We start from the raw sequence: 19645 nt of genomic DNA, 5'->3' as shown, positions 1-19645 counted from the left end.
CGTGCCGAGGGGGATGCGTCGCCGTTGACGCATCCCCCTCGGGGTTCACGACTGCGGGTGTCAGCCCTCGCTGACGCCCAGCTTCTCCAGGATCAGCTCCTTGACGCGCGCCGCGTCGGCCTGGCCCCGGGTCGCCTTCATGACCGCGCCGACCAGGGCACCGGCCGCGGCCACCTTGCCGCCGCGGATCTTGTCCGCGATGCCCGGGTTGCCGGCGATGGCCTCCTCGACGGCGGTGGTGAGGGCGCCCTCGTCGGAGACGACCTTCAGACCCCGCTTCTCGACGACCTCGTCCGGGGTGCCTTCGCCCGCGAGAACGCCCTCGATGACCTGGCGGGCCAGCTTGTCGTTGAGGGAGCCCTCGGTGACCAGGGCGGTGACCCGGGCGACCTGCTCCGGCGTGATGGCCAGCTCGTCCAGCGACTTGCCCGACTCGTTGGCGCTGCGGGCGAGTTCGCCCATCCACCACTTGCGGGCGGAGGCCGCGTCGGCACCGGCGTCGATCGTGGCAACGATCGGGTCCAGGGCGCCGGCGTTGAGGATCGCCTGCATGTCGGTGGCCGAGATGCCCCACTCCGCGACGAGGCGGTTGCGGCGGGCCAGCGGCAGCTCCGGCAGCCCGGCGCGGATCTCCTCGACCCACTCGCGCGTGGGCGCCACCGGAACCAGGTCCGGCTCGGGGAAGTACCGGTAGTCCTCGGCCTCCTCCTTCACTCGGCCCGAGGTCGTCGACCCCGTGTCCTCGTGGAAGTGGCGCGTCTCCTGGATGATCGTCCCGCCGCTGCTCAGCACGGCGGCGTGACGCTGGATCTCGTAGCGGGCCGCGCGCTCCACGGACCGCAGCGAGTTCACGTTCTTCGTCTCCGAACGCGTGCCGAACTTCTCGGTGCCGTTCGGGCGCAGCGACAGGTTCACGTCGCAGCGCATCTGGCCCATCTCCATCCGGGCCTCGGAGACGCCGAGCGCCTTGATGAGCTCGCGCAGCTCACGGACGTACGCCTTCGCCACCTCGGGGGCACGCTCGCCCGCGCCCTCGATCGGCTTGGTGACGATCTCGATGAGCGGGATGCCGGCGCGGTTGTAGTCGAGGAGCGAGTGCGAGGCGCCGTGGATACGGCCCGTCGCGCCGCCGACGTGCGTCGACTTGCCGGTGTCCTCCTCCATGTGGGCGCGCTCGATCTCCACGCGGAAGGTCTCGCCGTCCTCCAGCTGTACGTCGAGGTAGCCGTTGAAGGCGATCGGCTCGTCGTACTGGGAGGTCTGGAAGTTCTTCGGCATGTCCGGATAGAAGTAGTTCTTCCGGGCGAAGCGGCACCACTCGGCGATCTCGCAGTTCAGCGCGAGGCCGATCTTGATCGCGGACTCGACGCCGGTCGCGTTGACGACCGGGAGCGAGCCGGGCAGGCCGAGGCAGGTGGGGCAGGTCTGCGTGTTGGCGTCCTGACCGAGTTCGGTCGAACAGCCGCAGAACATCTTGGTCTTGGTGCCGAGTTCGACATGGACCTCAAGGCCCATGACGGGGTCGTACGACGCCAGCGCGTCCTCGTACGACACCAGGTCGGTCGTGGTGGTCACGGTGAAACTTCCCTCTCAGCCCAGCAGGACGTCGTCGTCGCCCAGCCGCTTCAGCTCGCGGTAGAGGATGGCGAGGCCGGTGACGATGGCGGCGGCGGACACGGCGGCGTCGATCAGGCGGAGCGTGTCGCTCTCGGAGCGGGCCAGCTTCGCCTGCTTGGCGACACTGACCGCGCCGAACGCGGTGGTGGCCATGGACAGGTACAGGCCGGACTTGGACTTCTTGAAGCCCTTGGCCTTGGACAGTGCCTTACTCACAGCGACGGAGCCTCCTCGAGGAGCGGGTGCCCCCACTTTTCCACGAAGGCGGCCTCGACGGCGGCGCCGACCTTGTACAGGCGGTCGTCCTTCAGCGCCGGGGCGATGATCTGCAGGCCGACCGGCAGGTTGTCCTCCGGAGCCAGACCGCAGGGCAGCGACATGGCCGCGTTGCCCGCGAGGTTCGTCGGGATGGTGCACAGGTCGGCGAGGTACATCGCCATCGGGTCGTCGGCACGCTCGCCGATCGGGAAGGCGGTGGTCGGCGTCGTCGGCGAGACGATGACGTCGACCTGCTCGAAGGCCTTCTCGAAGTCGCGGGTGATGAGCGTACGGACCTTCTGCGCGGAGCCGTAGTACGCGTCGTAGTACCCGCTCGACAGGGCGTAGGTGCCGAGCATGATGCGGCGCTTGACCTCGGGGCCGAAGCCAGCCTCACGGGTGATCGACGTGACCGCCTCGGCGGAGTTCGTGCCGTCGTCGCCGGTACGCAGGCCGTAGCGCAGGCCGTCGAAGCGGGCGAGGTTGGACGAACACTCGGACGGCGCGATGAGGTAGTACGCCGACAGCGCGAGGTCGAAGGACGGGCAGTCCAGCTCGACGATCTCGGCGCCCAGCTCCTTGAGCAGGGCGACGGACTCGTCGAAGCGCTGGATGACACCGGCCTGGTAGCCCTCGCCGCGGAACTGCTTGACGACGCCGACGCGCATGCCCTCGACGCTGCCGTTGCGGGCGGCCTCGACGACCGGCGGGACCGGGGCGTCGATGGACGTGGAGTCCAGCGGGTCGTGCCCGGCGATGACCTCGTGCAGGAGGGCCGCGTCCAGGACCGTACGGGCGCAGGGACCGCCCTGGTCCAGGGAGGACGAGAACGCCACCATGCCGAAGCGCGAGACCGCGCCGTACGTCGGCTTGACGCCCACCGTGCCGGTGACGGCGGCCGGCTGGCGGATGGAGCCGCCGGTGTCGGTGCCGATGGCGAGGGGTGCCTGGAAGGAGGCGAGCGCGGCGCTCGACCCACCGCCGGAGCCGCCGGGGATCTTGGTCAGGTCCCACGGGTTGCCGGTCGGGCCGTAGGCGCTGTTCTCCGTCGACGACCCCATGGCGAACTCGTCCATGTTGGTCTTGCCGAGGATGACGACGTCGGCGGCCTTGAGCTTCTTGGTGAGGGTCGCGTCGTACGGCGGGATCCAGCCCTCGAGGATCTTCGAACCGACGGTCGTCGGAATGCCCTCGGTGGTGAAGATGTCCTTGAGCGCGAGGGGAACGCCGGCCAGCGGACCGAGCTTCTCGCCCTTGGCCCGCTTCTCGTCCACGGCACGGGCCTGGGCCAGGGCGCCCTCGCGGTCGACGTGCAGGAAGGCGTGCACCTTCTCGTCGACGGCCTCGATCCGGGCGAGGTGGGCCTCGGTGACCTCGACCGCGGTGAGCTCGCCGGAGGCGATCTTCGCGGCGGTCTCGGCGGCCGTGAGCTTGATGATGTCCGTCATGACTTCTTAGTCCTCCCCCAGGATCTGCGGCACCTTGAAACGCTGCTGCTCCTGGGCCGGGGCGCCGGAGAGCGCCTGCTCGGGGGTGAGCGAGGGACGGACCTCGTCCGCGCGCATGACGTTCGTCAGCGGGAGCGGGTGCGAGGTCGGCGGTACGTCTTGGTCGGCGACCTCGCTGACGCGGGCCACCGCGCCGATGATGTCGTCCAGCTGGCCGGCGAAGTGTTCAAGCTCTTCGGGCTTCAGCTCCAGACGCGCCAGCCGGGCGAGGTGGGCGACCTCCTCGCGCGTGATGCCAGGCATGCAGCGATCCTCTGGGGTGAGTGTGTGTGGTTTGGAGCCAATCCTATGGGGCCGGGGACGATGTCCGTGAAACGGTTTCCCCGCGCCGCGCTCCCTGATGGCGCCGGTCCCACGCCTCGCTGCGCAGGAAGTGGTTGTCGAAGCGTTCGACGCCCGGCGTGATGAACAGCGACATGGCCCAGTCCCCCCTTGCTTGTCGTCAGACGGCGAACAGCAGTCCGGCACTGATGAGCACAACGACTGCCGTGGCGAAGTGGATCCCGAACGCGACGGCCTTCGTGCCGCCGTGGCGCAGCACTATCACGGTGTCGAACAGCGGAATCACGGCGACACAGAGCATGAACCAGGCCCCGGCCTCGGCTCCGACGAACGCGAGCAGCACGAGCCCCAGGAGGCCGAAGGCGCCGTCGCGCAGGCCCTTGACCGTGAGGTACGCGGAAGCATCGCCGCCGGGGTCGGCCGGGACGCCGTAGCCGACGGCGGCGGGGCGGGGCTGGAGCAGGAAGCGGGCCCCGATGAACAGGACGAACAAGTTGAGTACGACGGCCAGGGTGTACGCGGTGACGGTCATGCCGGGTCTCCTCGTCAGGGTCGGGCGGACTGATCCCTATCGGCGCTAGCGACAGGAGCGAAGCTAGCAGAGCATCGGCAGATTGTCTAGCACTGCTAGAATCCGGGCCATGTCCATCCAGACGCGCCGGGAGCGCGAACGAGCGGAGCGCGAGCGGCTGATCGTCACGGCCGCGCGGGAGCTGGCGGAGGCCGAGGGCTGGGAGGCGGTCACCACGCGCCGCCTGGCGGCCGAGATCGAGTACAGCCAGCCTGTCCTCTACAGCCACTTCAAGGGCAAGGAGGCGATCATGGCGGCGGTGGCGGTGCAGGGCTGCGCCGAGCTCGCCGCCGAGATGCGCACGGCATCCCGGGCGGCGAAGGGCAAGCGCGCGACGCTCGCGGCGGTGGGCGAGGCGTACACGGCGTTCGCGCGGCGCCGGCCGGCGCTGTACGACGCGATGTTCACGCACCGCGTGGACCTGCCGTTCGCCACGCCCGAGGCCCCGGCGGAGCTGCAGGAGGCGTTCGCCGAACTGCTGGCGGCGGTCGAGCCGATCGCCGCCGAGGGCGACGACCCTGGCCTGCTGACGGAGACGTACTGGGCCGGACTGCACGGCCTGGTGACGCTGATGCGCAGCGGGCGACTACCGGAGGGAGCGCACGAGAGGCGGCTGGAGCTGCTGACGGGTCACTTCACGGCACAGGCGAGCCGTTAGCGCGCCGAACTCCTCCGTGCGGGAAGACCGCTACGCCCCCCGTGCGGGAAGCTCACTCGGCCGCAGGAAGAGCCGCCTTCGGCCGCACCCACCCCCGCGAACCCCGCGCCCGCAGCCACGCGGTCGTCTCCTCCGGCGGCATCGCCGCCGCGACCAGCCAGCCCTGTACGGCGTCGCAGCCCAGGTCCCGCAGGCGTTCCCAGGTCTCGTCGTCCTCGACGCCCTCGGCGACCACGAGCAGGCCGAGCGAATGCGCCAGGTCCACCGTGCAGCGCACGATCTCCGCGTCCTCGGTGTCCACCGCCAGCCTGGCCACGAACGAGCGGTCGATCTTCAGCTCGCTCACCGGCAGCCGTCTCAGGTGCACCAGGGACGAATACCCCGTGCCGAAGTCGTCCAGGGACATCTTCACGCCGTGTCCGGTCAGCCCGGCGAGGGTGTCGGCGGCGCGCTGCGGGTCCTCCAGGAGGACGTGTTCCGTTATCTCCAGCTGGAGCGCTCCCGCCGGGACGCCGTGCCGGGCGAGCCGCGCGGCGACGGAGCCGGCGAATCCGGGGGTGTGGACGTCGCGCGGGGAGACGTTGACCGCGACGGGCACGTACAGGCCCTGGGAACGCCACCGCGCCACCTGCCCGAGCGCCGTCTCCAGCACGTACTCCGTCAGATGCGGCATCAGCCCCGACGACTCGGCGATCGCTATGAACTCGTCCGGCGGCACCTTCCCGCGCTCGGGATGCACCCAGCGCACCAGGGCCTCAAGGCCGGCGACCTGTCCGTCGAAGCGGACCTTCGGCTGGTAGTGCAGCTCGACCTCGTGCGCGTCGAGGGCTCGGCGCAGGTCCCCCAGCAGTCCCAGCCGGTCCGGGGTGTTCGAGTCTCGCTTCGACTCGTAGACCTCTACGCCCGTGCGGTCCCGCTTCGCCTGGTACATCGCCACGTCCGCGCGCCGCAGCATCCCCTCGGCGTCGAGGGCGTGGTCGGGGAAGACGGCGACGCCGGCGCTCGCCTCCAGGACCAGGGTGAGCCCGTCGAGGTCGAGCGGGGAGCTGAGGGCGGTGACGAGGCCGCGGGCGACCCGGGTCGCGGACGTCGTGGAGTCGGCGACGGGCAGTAAGACGGCGAACTCGTCGCCGCCGAGTCGCGCGGCCTCCGCTCCGCGCGGCAGGGCAAGGCGCAGCCGGTCCGCTATCTGCAACAGCAACCGGTCACCGGCGAGATGACCGAGCGTGTCGTTGACCGATCGGAACCGGTCGAGGTCGATCAGCATCAGGGCGGACCGGGCGCCGATGCGCTCGGCGTCGTCGAGCGCGGTCCAGATGCGTTCCAGCAGCCACTGCCGGTTGGGCAGTCCGGTCAGCGGATCGCGCAACTGCTCCTCCGCCCTGGCCCGCGCGATCCACAGGGTGGAGTCCAGGGCGATGAGCGGGATGGAGAACAGCGGCAGCAGCAGGGGCTTGGCGGTGGCGACCACGCACACCAGCGGGGCGATGCCGAGCAGGGCGACGGCGACCAGACCCTGTCTGACCAGCGCGGTGCGGGCGACGGTGGGCAGGCCGCCGCGCGGGGCGTGCAGATACCAGAGCAGGACACGGCTGACCGCGAGATAGGCGGCGGCGACCAGCACCACACTGGGGGCGGTGTAGAGCGTCCAAGTGTCGGGGTTCCAGGGGTGCTCGACGGTCGGTACGCGGCCGAAGGCGGCCAGCACGAGGGCCCCGGCGGCGATGCCGAGGATGTCCACCGCGCCGTGCAGCACGCCCTGCCGCCAGCGGCCCCGGCGGGCTGTGCCGACCAGGACGACGACGGTGAGGCTGACCATGCCGGCCGGCACCCAGCCGTACAGCACCAGCACGGCGAGGGTGAGGGCGGCGCCGGAGCCGGTGCCGCCCCACCAGCGGGCGCGGCCGAGCGCGACCAGGTGGCCGACGATGATGCCGGTCAGCACGGCCAGCGACCAGCCGACGGTGCCGGACGGGAAGAGGGCGTGGTGGCCGCTGAACGCCTGGTAGAACCCGGCGCCGAGGACGAACCCGGCCGCCGCGACGACCGCCGCGGGCAGCGCGGGCCAGGACAGGTGCCGTTCGTGCTCGGAGCCCGGCAGGTCGTCGGTGCGCCCGGCGCCGGGCTGCACGGTGGTGCGGCCCTCCGTCGCGGTGTGCTGCCCGGCGGCGCTGCCCGCGCCTCTTTCCGAGCGCGAACGTTGCGCGGTCCGCGCCGCCCACCCCCGCCACACGCCGGCCATCCGGCGCAGCCGTGAGTTCGGGGCGGCGCTCTCGGTCGGTTCCATTCCCGTCCCTCTCACAGCCGGCGGTGCCCACGCCACGCGGCCCGATGCCCGACAACAACCTTCAACGGCACCGCGTTGGAAAACCCTTCCCCTCGCCTTTCAAAGCCCTCTCAGAGCAAGGGGATGCCCCAACCGCAGCTGGGCACGGCAGGCGCACCCCTCAACAGTAGGCCGCAGAAGGCTTCCACGGGCAGCGGTCGTCAACGGTTGCCCGAATGCGCCCCAGCCACCCGTATGCATCTGGTATGCGCCGATCCGGTGGCCTTCAACCGCTACTCCTCTGTGGGGAGGGCAACTTCGGCCGCCGCTTCGGGCCCCTGTTCCAACAGGACATTGAAGCCGTCCTCGTTCAGGACAGGCACCTTGAGCTGCATGGCCTTGTCGTACTTGGACCCAGGACTGTCACCTACGACGACAAAAGACGTCTTCTTCGAAACGGAACCGGTCACCTTCGCTCCGCGACTTTGCAGTGCCTCCTTGGCACCGTCACGGGTGAAGTGCACCAGCGTGCCGGTGACGACGACGGTAAGCCCTTCCAGCGGGCGCGGGCCCTCGTCCTCTCCGGAGCCCTCTTCCTCCATGCGGACGCCGGCGGCTTTCCACTTGCGGAGGATCTCCTGATGCCATTCCTCGGCGAACCACTCCTTGAGCGAGGCGGCGATGATCGAGCCGACGCCGTCGGTGTTCGCCAACTCCTCCTCACTGGCCTGTTCGATGCGGTCGATGGAGCGGAACTCGCGGGCCAGCGCCTCGGCTGCGACCGGGCCGACGTGACGGATCGACAGGCCGGTGAGGATACGGGCGAGCGGGCGCTCCTTGGCGGCGGCGATGTTCTCCAGCATCGCGACCGCGTTCTTCTTCGGCTCGCCCTGCTGGTTGGCGAAGACCGTGGCGATCTTCTCCTCGCCGGTCTTCGGGTCGCGCTTGGGCAGACCGCTGTCCTGGTCGAGGACGTACGCCTTGATGGGCAGCAGCTGCTCGACGGTCAGGTCGAACAGGTCGCCCTCGTCCACCAGCGGCGGCTCGGCCGGCTCCAGCGGCTTGGTGAGCGCGGCGGCGGCGACATAGCCGAAGTGCTCGATGTCCAGCGCCTTGCGGCCCGCGAGGTAGAACAGGCGCTCTCGCAACTGGGCCGGGCAGGTGCGGGCGTTCGGGCAGCGCAGGTCGACGTCACCCTCCTTCATGGGCCGAAGCGCCGTACCGCACTCGGGGCACTCGGCCGGCATCACGAACTCGCGCTCGCTGCCGTCGCGCAGGTCGACGACGGGCCCGAGGATCTCCGGGATGACGTCCCCGGCCTTGCGCAGCACGACGGTGTCGCCGATGAGGACGCCCTTCAGCTTCACGACGTCCTGGTTGTGCAGGGTGGCGAACTCGACCTCCGAGCCCGCGACGGTGACCGGCTCGACCTGGGCGTACGGCGTGACCCGGCCCGTACGGCCCACGCCCACACGGATGTTGATGAGCTTGGTGTTGACCTCCTCCGGCGCGTACTTGTACGCGATCGCCCAGCGCGGCGCGCGCGAGGTGGAGCCGAGGCGGCCCTGGAGGGGGATCTGGTCGAGCTTGACGACGACTCCGTCGATCTCGTGCTCCACGGAGTGGCGGTTCTCGCCGAAGTACGCGATGAACTCCCGCACGCCTTCGAGGTCGTCGACCACCTTGTTGTGCCGGGCGGTGGGGAGGCCCCAGGTCTTCAGCAGGTCGTACGCCTGAGACAGGCGGGTCATGCCGTCGAAGCCCTCCAGGGCGCCGATGCCGTGGACGACCATGTGCAGCGGGCGGGTCGCGGTGACGCGCGGGTCCTTCTGGCGGAGCGAACCGGCGGCCGCGTTGCGCGGGTTGGCGAAGGGCTTGTCGCCGGCCTCGACCAGACGGGCGTTGAGCTCCTCGAACTTCTCCATCGGGAAGTAGACCTCGCCCCGGATCTCCACGAGGTCGGGGATGCGGTCACCCTTCAGACGGTCCGGAATGTCCGCGATCGTACGGACGTTGGGGGTGATGTCCTCGCCGGTGCGGCCGTCGCCCCTGGTCGCCGCGCGGGTGAGGCGGCCGTGCTCGTAGGTGAGGTTGACGGCGAGGCCGTCGACCTTGAGCTCGCACAGGAAGTGGAACGTGGAAGTGCCCACGTCCTTGTGGACGCGCTCGGCCCAGGCCGCGAGCTCGAGATCGTCGAAGGCGTTGTCCAGCGACAGCATGCGCTCGCGGTGCTGGACCGCCGTGAACTCCGTCTCGTACGCGCCCGCGACCTTCTGGGTCGGCGAGTCCGGCGTGCGCAGCTCCGGATACTCGTCCTCCAGCGCTTCGAGCGAGCGCAGGAGCTTGTCGAACTCCGCGTCGCTGATGACGGGAGCGTCCTTCACGTAGTACCGGAAGCGGTGCTCCTCGATCTGCTCAGCGAGCTTCGCGTGCTGCTCCCGTGCCTCGGCGGGCACCGTCGTCTCCGCTTGCTTGTCGCCGGCCACCGTGTTGTCCTCCCGTTACTCTGGGTTGTCCGCGAGGGATCTCGCCGCCCGGACGCAGTGGGCGAGCGCCTGGCGCGCGTACTCCGGGGAGGCCCCCGCGAGTCCGCACGACGGCGTGAGCGTGACCGCCTCCGCGAGAAGCCCCGGTGACAGCCCCAGCCTGCGCCACAACGTCCTGACACCCATGACGCTACCGGCCGGGTCTGACAATGGGCCGTCCGTGCCCGGGACGACACCGGCGAAGAGCCGGGTGCCCCCTTCCACCGTCTCGCCGATCGCGTCGTCGTCACGCTCGGTGAGGAGCGAGAAGTCGAAGGAGATCGCCGCCGCGCCCGCCCGGCGCAACAGGGCGAACGGGACGTCCGGTGCGCACGAGTGGACCACGACGGGGCCGTCGCCGTGAACCCCGACGACATCCCGCAGGGTCGCCTCGACGACCTGCCGGTCCACGGCCCGGTGGGTGCGGTAGCCGCTGGCGGACTTGACCTGGCCGCGCAGTACGGCGATGAGGGAGGGCTCGTCGAGCTGGAGGACGAGCTGGGCTGCGGGGACGCGCCGCCGGACCTCCTCCAGGTGCAGGCGCAGGCCCTCGGCGAGCGAGGCGGCGAGGTCGCGGCAGGCACCGGCGTCGGAGAGGGCGACCTCGCCGTTCCTCAGCTCCAGCGCGGCGGCCAAGGTCCACGGCCCCACGGCCTGGACCTTCAGCTGCCCCTCGTACCCCTGGGTGAACTCCTCCAGCGCGTCGAGGTCCTCCCCCAGCCAGGACCGGGCTCGCCTGGTGTCCCGCCCCGGCCGGTCGCCGATCCGCCACCCGCTGGGCTCCACGCGCGCGTACAGCTCGACCAGCATCCCGGCGGTCCGCCCGATCATGTCCGCCCCGGGGCCGCGGGCGGGCAGTTCGGCGAGGAACGGAAAGTCCTCGAAGGACCCGGTGACGGTCTTGGCGGCCTCACGGGCGTCACCGCCGGGCATCGAACCCACGCCGGTGGCGGGGGCGAAGGTGAACTGGCTGTTGTCACTCACCTGGACAGGGTATGTAACCGTCGGCCCGACGCTTGACCAGCCGGTCCGCGTCAGTTCCCCGGCCGCACCGTCAGGTCGTTGACCTCCGCGTCCCTCGGGAGGTCCAGGGCCATCACGATCGTCGTGGCCACCGACTCGGGGTCGATCCACTTCGACGCGTCGTACTCCTTGCCCTCCTGCTGGTGGACCTTGGCCTGCATGGGGCTTGCCGTGCGCCCGGGGTAGACGGTGGTGACCCGGACGCCGCCCGCGTGTTCCTCGTGGCGGAGCGAGTCCGCCAGGGCCTTCAGGCCGTGCTTCGACGCGGCATACGCGGACCAGTCGGCGTGGGCGTTGAGGCCGGCGCCCGAGTTCACGAAGACCACGTGGCCGCGGCTGGCGCGGAGTTGGGGGAGGAAGTGGCGGGTCAGTTCGGCCGGGGAGATCAGGTTGACGTTCAGCTGGTGGCGCCAGGACTTCGGGGTCAGGTCGCCCACCGGCCCGAGGTCCACGACCCCGGCGATGTGGAGCAGGGAGTCCACCCGGTCCGGGAGCGTCTGGTGGGAGAAGGCCCAGGACAGCTTGTCCGGGTCCGCCAGGTCGCCGACCAGCGTCTTCGCGCCGGGGAACTCCGCCGCGAGCTCCTTCGCACGGCCCGCGTCGCGCGCGTGGAGGACGAGTTCGTCCCCGCGCGCGTGCAGGCGGCGGGCGACGGCCGCGCCGATGCCGGAGCCCGCTCCGGTGATCACATGTGTAGCCATGCCCGCCATGCTCGCATCAGTCGGAGTTCACTCCACTCCCTGGCCCGCGGCGGTAGCCGCTGATGTCACAGCCTCCAGGTACGCCAGCGCCCCCACCGGCTCCTCCGCGAAGAACACCAGGTCGGTCAGCGGACGGGGCAGGAAGCCCTCGTCCTCCATGCGGCGGAACTGTTCCTTCAGGCCGTCGTAGAAGCCTGCCGTGTTGAGCAGGACCACCGGCATGTCCGTGTGGCCGTGCTTCTTCAGCTCCAGGATCTCCGTCGCCTCGTCCAGAGTCCCCGTGCCCCCGACCATGATCACCACCGCGTCGGCCTTCTCCAGCAGCAGCCTCTTGCGCTCGGCCAGGTCCTTCGCGATCACCATCTCGTCGACACCCGGGCGGACCTTCGCGGCCAGGAACTGCACGGAGACGCCGACGAGCCGCCCGCCCGCCTCCTGCACCCCGTCGGCCACCACCTTCATCAGACCCACGTCGGAACCGCCCCACACAAGCGTGTGCCCGCCCTTGCCCAGCAGTTTCGCGAACTCGCGCGCGGGACGCGTGTAACGGTCGTCGAGGTCGGCGGCGGAGAGGAAGACGCAGATTCGCATGCAGCCACCGTACGCGGGAAGAACCCGGGGCCCGCGAGCGCTTTTCGGATATGACTGACGGACACACGATCACGATCGAGCAGGGCACGCAGCGCGTACGGGTCGTCCACGGCGACCAGGTCCTGGCGCAGACCGACCGGCCGCTCCTCCTGCGGGAGACGGGCTGTCCGGTGCGCTACTACATCCCGGCCGAGGACGTACGGCTGGACCTGCTGACGCCCTCCGAGACGCACACCTACTGCCCGTTCAAGGGAACGGCCTCCTACTGGTCGCTGCCGGACGCGGCGGACCTCGTCTGGACGTACCCGGATCCGAAACCGGACGTGGCCGAGATCAAGGACCACCTCTGCTTCTACGAAGTCGAAGTGTCGTAAGCGATTAGTCCCGTGCCGTACGGCAGTCTCCACAGGCATGGACAAGAAGACCTTTTCGGCCGACGGCACCTCCCTCGTGTACGAGATCTCGGGTGCGGGTCCGGCGGTGATCCTCGTCAGCGGCGCGATGTCCACCGGGGGCACCGTGGCGCCGCTGGCCGTGCCTCTGGCGGAGCGCTTCAGGGTCGTCGTGTACGACAGGCGCGGGCGTGGTGAGAGCGGTGACACGCCGCCGTACGCGGTGGAGCGGGAGGTCGAGGACCTTGCCGCGCTGATCGAGGCGGTGGGCGGCGAGGCGGCGTTGTGCGGCATCTCGTCGGGCGGCGCGCTGGTGCTGGAGGCCGCGGCGAGCGGGCTGCCGGTGCGTCAGGTCGCGGTGTACGAGGTGCCGTTCGCCGTCGACGAGGGCGGCGCGAAGGAGCGCGCGGCGTACACCGAGCGGCTCACCCAGGCGTTGGCGGAAGGCCGGCGCGGGGATGCCGTCGAGCTGTTCCTGCGGCTGACCGGGATGGCCGAGCAGATGATCCAGGGCGCCCGCCAGTCCCCCATGTGGGCCGGAATGGAGGCGATCGCACCGAGCCTGGCGTACGACGACGCCGTGATGGGCGACGGTCTGGTACCCCGGGCACGACTGGCCTCGATCACGGTGCCGGTGCTGGCCGTCGCGGGCGGCGCGAGCCCTTCCTGGATGCGCGAGGCGACGCGGGCGGTCGCTCAGACCGTGCCCGAGGGGGCTTATCGGAGTCTGGAGGGACAGACCCACATGGTCGAGCCGAACGTCCTCGGGCCGGTGCTGGCGGAGTTCTTCGGGGGGTGAGCCGTACCGGTCGGCACACGCGCGTGGCCCTCGCCTGTGCTCAGGCCACGCCCGCCGTCGCACGCGTCGTCGACGCGATCGTCGCCGAGCCCACCACGCGCGTGCCGTCGTACAGGACGATCGCCTGGCCGGGCGCCACGCCCCGCACCGGCTCGGTGAACGTGACCTCCAAAGAGCCGTCGATCAGCTCGGCCGTCACCTCGGTCTCGCCGCCGTGGGCGCGGAGCTGGGCGGTGTAGGTGCCGGGGCCGGTCGGGGCGGTGCCGCACCAGCGGGGCTTGATGGCGGTGAGGGCGCTGACGTCGAGGGAGGCCGCCGGGCCGACCGTCACCGTGTTGTTCACCGGCGAGATGTCGAGGACGTAGCGCGGCTTGCCGTCGGAGGCCGGGGTGCCGATGCGCAGGCCCTTGCGCTGGCCGATGGTGAAGCCGTACGCCCCCTCGTGGGTGCCGAGCTTCGCTCCCGACTCGTCGACGATGTCGCCCTCCGCCTTGCCGAGGCGGTTCGCGAGGAAGCCCTGGGTGTCGCCGTCGGCGATGAAGCAGATGTCGTGCGAGTCGGGCTTCTTCGCGACCGCCAGGCCACGGCGCTCGGCCTCCGCGCGGATCTCGTCCTTCGTCGTCACCGTGTCGCCGAGCGGGAACATCGCGTGCGCCAGCTGCTTCTCGTCCAGGACGCCGAGCACGTACGACTGGTCCTTGGCCATGTCGGAGGCGCGGTGCAGCTCGCGCGTGCCGTCCTCGTTCAACACGACCGTCGCGTAGTGGCCGGTGCAGACCGCGTCGAAGCCGAGGGCCAGCGCCTTGTCCAGCAGGGCCGCGAACTTGATCTTCTCGTTGCAGCGCAGGCACGGGTTCGGGGTGCGGCCGGCCTCGTACTCGGCGACGAAGTCCTCGACCACGTCCTCGCGGAAACGGTCGGCGAGGTCCCACACATAGAACGGGATGCCGATGACGTCGGCGGCGCGGCGGGCGTCGCGCGAGTCCTCGATGGTGCAACAGCCCCGCGCGCCCGTGCGGAAGGATTGGGGGTTCGCGGAGAGCGCGAGATGGACGCCGGTCACGTCGTGGCCCGCCTCGGCCGCGCGGGCGGCGGCGACGGCGGAGTCGACCCCGCCGGACATGGCGGCGAGGACGCGGAGGGGGCGGGAGGGCTGCGCGGTGTGAGTCATAACCCTTCCAGGGTACGGGGGCGCGGGAACCAGGGCCCGCGAGTATCCGTTGTCGATCACATGGGACAGCGGAAGGCTTCGAAGGACGGCGACCGGAAGGTCGGGCGCCGTGCGTTGCTCATCGGCGGGACGGCGGCCGCGGTGGGCTCGGCCGTGCTGGCCCGCGACGAGTTGGCGCGGCTGTGGTGGCGGGTGCCGGGCGTGGAGAAGCCGCGCAAGGAGGGCGAGGTCGACTACGCGGGCGCGCGGTGGGTGGCGGCGTCGGACGCGAACTGGAGACGGGCGGACCGTCCCGACGACTACGGCATAGACATGGTGATCATCCATGTCACCCAGGGCAGCTTCGACAGCGCGGTGAAGGTGTTCCAGGACCCGGAGCACGGTGCGGCCGCGCACTACATCGTCCGCAAGGACGGCCACATCACACAGATGATCCGCGAGCTGGACGTGGCCTACCACGCGGGCAACCGCGACTACAACGAGCGCAGTGTCGGCATCGAGCACGAGGGCTTCGTGGACCGGCCGCAGGACCTCACCGACGAGATGTACGAGGCCTCTGCGCGGCTCACGGCCCGGATATGCGCGCGCTACGACATCCCCGTCGACCGCGAGCACATCATCGGGCACGTGGAGGTGCCGGGGACCGACCACACCGACCCCGGGGAGCATTGGGACTGGGACCGGTACATGAAGCTCGTGCGGGCGGCGCGTACGGCGCCGGCGTAGCGGCCGATGTGAGCCCGGCCGCCCGCGTGGCGGCCTACGTGAGTCCTGCTGCCCGCGCCCGTTCCACCGCCGGGCCGATCGCCTTGGCGACCGCCTCGACGTCGGCCTCCGTGGAGGTGTGGCCGAGGGAGAAGCGGAGGGTGCCGCGGGCCAGGTCGGGGTCGGTACCGGTGGCCAGCAGGACGTGGCTGGGCTGGGCGACGCCCGCGGTGCAGGCGGAGCCGGTGGAGCACTCGATGCCCTGGGCGTCCAGGAGCAGGAGCAGGGAGTCGCCCTCGCAGCCCGGGAAGGTGAAGTGCGCGTTGGCCGGGAGGCGGCCGCCGGGTGCCGGGTCGCCGCCGAGGATCGCGTCCGGAACCGCCGTACGGACCGCCTCGACCAGGGCGTCGCGCAGGGCGCCGATCTCGCGGGCGAACCATGCGCGCTGCTCGGCGGCGAGGCGGCCGGCGACCGCGAAGGAGGCGATCGCGGGGACGTCGAGGGTGCCGGAGCGGACGTGGCGCTCCTGGCCGCCGCCGTGCAGGACGGGTACGGGGGTCCGGTCGCGGCCGAGGAGCAGGGCGCCGATGCCGTACGGGCCGCCGATCTTGTGGCCCGAGACCGTCATCGCAGCCAGGCCGGAAGCGGCGAAGTCGACGGGGACCTGGCCGAAGGCCTGGACGGCGTCGGCGTGCAGTGGGACGTCGAACTCCCTTGCCACGTCGGCCAGTTCGCGGATCGGCATGATCGTGCCGATCTCGTTGTTGGCCCACATCACGGTGGCCAGGGCGACGTCGTGAGGGTTGCGGGCGACGGCTTCGCGCAGGGCGTCCGGGTGGACCCGTCCGTGGGAGTCGACGGGGAGGTACTCGACGGTGGCGCCCTCGTGTTCGCCGAGCCAGTGGACGGCGTCGAGGACGGCGTGGTGCTCCACGGGGCTGGCCAGGACGCGGGTGCGGGTTCCTGCGGGGTCGGCGTCGCGGCGGGACCAGTACAGGCCCTTGATCGCGAGGTTGTCGGCCTCGGTGCCGCCGGAGGTGAAGACGACCTCGCTGGGGCGGGCGCCGAGCGCTTCCGCGAGGGTTTCGCGGGCCTCCTCGACGGTTCGCCTCGCGCGGCGTCCGGATGCGTGGAGGGAGGAGGCGTTGCCGGTGATGCCCAGCTGGGCGGTCAGTGCCTCTGCCGCCTCCGGGAGCATGGGAGTCGTCGCGGCGTGATCGAGGTAAGCCATGGTGGCCACGATTCTAAAGGGCCCCGGTAAGCGGTCTCGTGTCAAGGTGGTCCCGGGGTGCAACCGGGCCGTGCGCCCAGCCTGTGTGGCCCTTGAGGTGCTGCGCTTGAGATGTTGCCCTTGAGCTGTTGCCCTGCGATGTTGCCCTTGAGATCGGTGGCGAGATGCCCGGCACCGCAGGCCGTGCCCACTCGTTGCGGTCGGCTCACGGCTGCGGCTCGTCCCCGGCCGCCTGCCGTCAGCTCCGTACACCGCCTCCAGGAGCCCCCGGGGACTGCTAGAAGCTCCAGGACAGCGTGTTGTCCAGCTGCACGAACGCCAGCAGCACCAGGAGGTCGGCGACCCCGAGGCCCATGCCCAGGAACGCACGGCCCCGGCGCTTCGTGCCGCGCCACAGGGACGCCGCCGCCAGGACGATGGCGACCGGGCCGAGGAAGACGTTGAAGACCAGCAGGCCGAGGAGGCCGAGGATGAAGGACGCCACGGCCATGCCGTCGGCGTCGCGGGTGCGGTTGCGGGTGCCGGGGCGGGCGGTGGCCGGTGCGGTGAGTTGCATCGGTATCAGCTCCTGAGAAGTCGGTGCGGTGGGCGGGTGGGTGGGTGGGTGGGTGGGTGGAGTCAGTTGCGGCGGGCGCGGCGCTCGCGGGCGGCGAAGATGCCCAGCCAGGCGACGATCACGGCGGCGACGACGGCGGTGAAGGCGAGCGGCGCGTGGGCCACGGTGCCCAGCAGCACACCCAGCAGCAGGAGTGCGGCGACGAGGAACAGCATGGGATTCGGGTCCCCCTTCGAGATCTCTCGGATCGATCTCTCTCGTTACGTTTCGGTGAACAGTTGTAGTAACAGTTGTTCACTGACTCCCAAGTCTAGCGCGCTCCACGGCTTTTCAATTCCAGAGAACAGTTGTTAACTGCATGGTATGAGTCACACCCTCGGCCTTCGGCAGGCCCAGAAACAGAAGACCCGACAGGCGCTCCTGGACGCCGCGTTGGGACTGCTGGAGGAGCAGAGCCTGAGCAGTCTCGGTCTGCGCGAGGTCACCCGCGCCGTCGGCGTCGCCCCGACGGCCTTCTACCGGCACTTCCGTTCCACCGCCGACCTCGGCGTCGCCCTCGTCGAGGAGGCGCTGGGCAGCCTGCACCCGATGATCCGCACGATCGTCTCCTCGTCCGGCGACAGCGACCACCGCATAGAGCGCGCCGTCGGGTTGATCGCCCAGCACGTCGCGACGCACCCGGCCCACGTCCGCTTCATCGCCCGTGAGCGGCACGGCGGAGTGCAGTCGGTGCGGGAGGCGATCCAGGACCAACTGGCCCGTTTCGCCGAGGAGGTGAAGGCCGCGCTCACCAAGGACCCGGTCTCCGCGGGCTGGAACGACGACGACCTCCTCATGCTCGCCGACCTCTACGTCGACCAGATGCTGATGACGGCCTCGCTGTTCCTGGACGTCCTGGAGGCGCCGGGGGAGGAGCGGCGGCGCGTCGCCCAGGTCGCGACCCGCCAGATGCGGCTGATCAGCATCGGCCGGGAGCACTGGCTGGACTGAGCACCGGCAGCACGACAGGGGCGGCACCCCCGGTGTACGGGAGCGCCGCCCCTGTCGTACGACGGAAGTGCCGCCCCTGCCCTACGGCGCCCTGCGTCAGTTCTTGGTCGCCGTGGCCGCCGCGCTCGGAGCGCCGCTCGGCGCCCCGCTCGGAGCGCCACTGGGAGCCGCCCCGCCGCCCTGGCCACCGCCCGGACCGCCACAGCCGCCGCCCTGGCCACCGCCCGGACCGCCCTGACCACCGGCCTGACCACCGCCCTGCCCGCCGCCGGGTGCGCCGCTGGGAGCACCGCTCGGCGCACCCGAGGGAGCACCCGAGGAAGCCCCGGACGCCCCGACCGAAGGCGCACCCGAGGGAGCACCGCTCGGCATGCCCGACGGCGCCCCGCTGGGCGCGCCCGAGGGCTGCCGGCACGACGACTGCTGCCCGGAGTTGCCGCTGTTCGAGGTCGATGACGAGTCGCCGGACCCACAGGCCACCAGGGCCAGGGGCGAGAGCGCCAGCAGGGCCACGGCAGGGAGGAGACGCGCACGCTTCATGAGAAACAGCTCCAAGGAAGATGAGGAAGTCCTGGGCTCGAACTCAACCAACGCCGCTTAGGCCTTCCTTGAGGCCCTGCTGTAAGCAGCCTGTGTGCGGGGCAAAGCCCCTCTCAAGCCACCTCTCTGACCTGCAGGTTTCCTTGGATCTTCAACCTACTCGCTGGTACAAGGCCGTGACAGAAGCGGGTTCTTGGGCCGGCCGCGGCCGCGCGGCGGGGCCGCAAATCGACACAGTCCCACGCCCCTGCAGGGCGTTTCAGCTCAGCCTTACCCGTGCCAGCTGCCTCGACTGCGCCACCAACCTGTCCGCGCTGTCCCATACTTCCGCGTCCTCCTCCAGGAACCCGCCCGCGAGGTTGCGCGTCGTGATGGACACCCGCAGCGGGCCCGGGGCCGGGCGGCACCGTATGTGGACGGTGAGTTCGACCGTCGGGACCCAGCCGGAGATGCCGATCTCGAAGGCGGTCGGGGGCAGCGCGTCCACCGCCAGCAGCAGCGAGAGCGGGTCGGCGTCGCGGCCGTCGGCCAGACCGAACCACGCCCGCATCTCGCCCTTGCCCGACGGCTGACCGAGCGCCCAGCCCAGGGTGGACGGGTCGAGCTTGAGCATCAGGCGGTCGGCGATGGCCGAGCTGCCCGAGACGGGGGCGGGGCCGTCCTCGGGGCCGAAGCAGTGCTCCATGGGCGGGAACACCGGCGGCTTGGCCGTCGTACGGACGTCGTCGGGGAGGGAGTCGAGGTCGCCGTACGAGGCGAGGACGCGGATGCGCTCGATCTCGTTGCCCTCGGCGTCGTACTGGAAGAGGGATGCCTGGCCGGTCGACAGCGTCCGTCCCGTGCGCACCACGTCCGTGCGGACGACCGCCGGGCCCGGCTGGGACGCGGTCAGGTAGTGCGCGGAGATGGTGAAGGGGTCGCTGTGCGGCAGGGCGTCCGCGAGGGCGCGACCGAGGACGGCCAGCAGATAGCCGCCGTTGACCGCGCTGATGATGGTCCAGCCGGCCAAGAGGTCGATGTCGTAGACGCCGGGTGCGCGCGGGGTGAGCGCGGTGTCGCGGTCGAACTCGCTGTCGCCGATCGTGGCCTGCGTGGCCGTCGGGGCGGAGGCTGCTTCTGGCATGGATGAACGGTACAACAGGTAACTACTAAGCGGTAGCTTTCCTCGGCCGCCGAAGCGCTGAGGCTCATTGAGATATGGGCAACTTTTCGGTAAGCGTCGTTCCCCGTCCGAAACCTGAGATGCCGATAAGCCCTCTAT

At 70.8% G+C, this 19645-nt stretch carries 21 protein-coding genes; 5 read left to right on the top strand and 16 right to left on the bottom strand.

What is annotated here, in order from left to right; genetic code table 11:
* Positions 1-60 precede the first annotated feature (60 nt).
* From gatB to PBV52_RS34050, 5 genes are all read right to left on the bottom strand, one after another.
* Positions 61-1575, bottom strand: a complete 1515-nt coding sequence (gene gatB, locus PBV52_RS34070) for an Asp-tRNA(Asn)/Glu-tRNA(Gln) amidotransferase subunit GatB (protein ID WP_274243574.1) — start codon at positions 1573-1575, stop codon at positions 61-63.
* Between the two features lie 15 nt (positions 1576-1590).
* On the bottom strand, positions 1591-1833 hold the full coding sequence (locus PBV52_RS34065; RefSeq protein WP_128435083.1) for a hypothetical protein: 243 nt from the start codon (positions 1831-1833) through the stop codon (positions 1591-1593).
* Positions 1830-3323 (bottom strand): Asp-tRNA(Asn)/Glu-tRNA(Gln) amidotransferase subunit GatA, encoded by a 1494-nt coding sequence (gatA, locus tag PBV52_RS34060; protein WP_274243573.1) that lies wholly within the window; start codon positions 3321-3323, stop codon positions 1830-1832. The genes PBV52_RS34065 and gatA overlap by 4 nt, the downstream gene beginning before the upstream one ends.
* 6 nt (positions 3324-3329) lie before the next feature.
* Entirely contained in the window at positions 3330-3626 is a 297-nt protein-coding gene (gene gatC / locus PBV52_RS34055; RefSeq protein ID WP_007384860.1) for an Asp-tRNA(Asn)/Glu-tRNA(Gln) amidotransferase subunit GatC, read from the bottom strand.
* Positions 3627-3825: 199 nt separating this feature from the next.
* On the bottom strand, positions 3826-4197 hold the full coding sequence (locus PBV52_RS34050; protein ID WP_274243572.1) for a DUF4267 domain-containing protein: 372 nt from the start codon (positions 4195-4197) through the stop codon (positions 3826-3828).
* Between the two features lie 109 nt (positions 4198-4306).
* On the opposite strand from PBV52_RS34050, the gene PBV52_RS34045 reads away from it, so the two are divergent.
* Positions 4307-4894 carry a TetR/AcrR family transcriptional regulator gene (locus PBV52_RS34045; protein ID WP_274243571.1) on the top strand — a complete coding sequence of 196 codons (588 nt, stop codon included), beginning with the start codon at positions 4307-4309 and terminating at the stop codon, positions 4892-4894.
* 52 nt (positions 4895-4946) lie between these two features.
* Here the strand turns inward: PBV52_RS34045 and PBV52_RS34040 are convergent, their stop codons facing one another.
* The 5 genes from PBV52_RS34040 to PBV52_RS34020 form a co-directional block, all read right to left on the bottom strand.
* Positions 4947-7181 carry a bifunctional diguanylate cyclase/phosphodiesterase gene (locus tag PBV52_RS34040; protein WP_274243570.1) on the bottom strand — a complete coding sequence of 745 codons (2235 nt, stop codon included), beginning with the start codon at positions 7179-7181 and terminating at the stop codon, positions 4947-4949.
* Positions 7182-7453: 272 nt separating this feature from the next.
* Positions 7454-9646 carry an NAD-dependent DNA ligase LigA gene (gene ligA / locus PBV52_RS34035; RefSeq protein ID WP_274243569.1) on the bottom strand — a complete coding sequence of 731 codons (2193 nt, stop codon included), beginning with the start codon at positions 9644-9646 and terminating at the stop codon, positions 7454-7456.
* Between the two features lie 15 nt (positions 9647-9661).
* Positions 9662-10669, bottom strand: a complete 1008-nt coding sequence (locus PBV52_RS34030; protein ID WP_274243568.1) for a methionine synthase — start codon at positions 10667-10669, stop codon at positions 9662-9664.
* Positions 10670-10719: 50 nt separating this feature from the next.
* Positions 10720-11409 carry an SDR family oxidoreductase gene (locus PBV52_RS34025; RefSeq protein WP_274243567.1) on the bottom strand — a complete coding sequence of 230 codons (690 nt, stop codon included), beginning with the start codon at positions 11407-11409 and terminating at the stop codon, positions 10720-10722.
* A gap of 27 nt (positions 11410-11436) precedes the next feature.
* Positions 11437-12000 carry a TIGR00730 family Rossman fold protein gene (locus PBV52_RS34020; RefSeq protein ID WP_274243566.1) on the bottom strand — a complete coding sequence of 188 codons (564 nt, stop codon included), beginning with the start codon at positions 11998-12000 and terminating at the stop codon, positions 11437-11439.
* A gap of 50 nt (positions 12001-12050) precedes the next feature.
* On the opposite strand from PBV52_RS34020, the gene PBV52_RS34015 reads away from it, so the two are divergent.
* Both PBV52_RS34015 and PBV52_RS34010 read left to right on the top strand, forming a co-directional pair.
* Complete coding sequence (locus PBV52_RS34015) at positions 12051-12374, top strand: DUF427 domain-containing protein (protein WP_274243565.1); 324 nt, start codon at positions 12051-12053, stop codon at positions 12372-12374.
* Positions 12375-12411: 37 nt separating this feature from the next.
* Entirely contained in the window at positions 12412-13191 is a 780-nt protein-coding gene (locus PBV52_RS34010) for an alpha/beta fold hydrolase (RefSeq protein WP_274243564.1), read from the top strand.
* 40 nt (positions 13192-13231) lie between these two features.
* Here the strand turns inward: PBV52_RS34010 and mnmA are convergent, their stop codons facing one another.
* Complete coding sequence (gene mnmA, locus PBV52_RS34005; RefSeq protein WP_274243563.1) at positions 13232-14362, bottom strand: tRNA 2-thiouridine(34) synthase MnmA; 1131 nt, start codon at positions 14360-14362, stop codon at positions 13232-13234.
* A 60-nt stretch (positions 14363-14422) separates the two neighbouring features.
* Here mnmA and PBV52_RS34000 point away from each other — a divergent pair, with 60 nt between their 5' ends.
* The gene (locus tag PBV52_RS34000) at positions 14423-15088 is read left to right on the top strand and encodes an N-acetylmuramoyl-L-alanine amidase (protein ID WP_274243562.1); all 666 of its coding nucleotides are present in this window, start codon (positions 14423-14425) and stop codon (positions 15086-15088) included.
* Between the two features lie 34 nt (positions 15089-15122).
* Here PBV52_RS34000 and PBV52_RS33995 read toward each other — a convergent pair whose 3' ends face one another.
* From PBV52_RS33995 to PBV52_RS33985, 3 genes are all read right to left on the bottom strand, one after another.
* Complete coding sequence (locus PBV52_RS33995; protein ID WP_274243561.1) at positions 15123-16298, bottom strand: cysteine desulfurase family protein; 1176 nt, start codon at positions 16296-16298, stop codon at positions 15123-15125.
* Between the two features lie 277 nt (positions 16299-16575).
* On the bottom strand, positions 16576-16854 hold the full coding sequence (locus PBV52_RS33990; protein ID WP_274243560.1) for a DUF4190 domain-containing protein: 279 nt from the start codon (positions 16852-16854) through the stop codon (positions 16576-16578).
* Between the two features lie 62 nt (positions 16855-16916).
* Positions 16917-17069: a hypothetical protein gene (locus PBV52_RS33985; protein ID WP_274243559.1), complete on the bottom strand. Its 153-nt coding sequence runs from the start codon at positions 17067-17069 to the stop codon at positions 16917-16919.
* A gap of 148 nt (positions 17070-17217) precedes the next feature.
* Here PBV52_RS33985 and PBV52_RS33980 point away from each other — a divergent pair, with 148 nt between their 5' ends.
* Positions 17218-17844: a TetR family transcriptional regulator gene (locus PBV52_RS33980; RefSeq protein WP_274243558.1), complete on the top strand. Its 627-nt coding sequence runs from the start codon at positions 17218-17220 to the stop codon at positions 17842-17844.
* 96 nt (positions 17845-17940) lie between these two features.
* Here the strand turns inward: PBV52_RS33980 and PBV52_RS33975 are convergent, their stop codons facing one another.
* Both PBV52_RS33975 and PBV52_RS33970 read right to left on the bottom strand, forming a co-directional pair.
* Entirely contained in the window at positions 17941-18384 is a 444-nt protein-coding gene (locus PBV52_RS33975; protein ID WP_274243557.1) for a hypothetical protein, read from the bottom strand.
* Between the two features lie 259 nt (positions 18385-18643).
* Positions 18644-19507, bottom strand: coding sequence for a thioesterase family protein (locus PBV52_RS33970; protein WP_274243556.1), 864 nt, complete (start codon positions 19505-19507; stop codon positions 18644-18646).
* Positions 19508-19645: the final 138 nt, after the last annotated feature.

This window comes from Streptomyces sp. T12, assembly GCF_028736035.1.
Lineage (GTDB): Bacteria > Actinomycetota > Actinomycetes > Streptomycetales > Streptomycetaceae > Streptomyces.
Note: the sequence above shows the minus strand (reverse complement) of the source record. Positions and strands in the feature narration are given on the sequence as shown.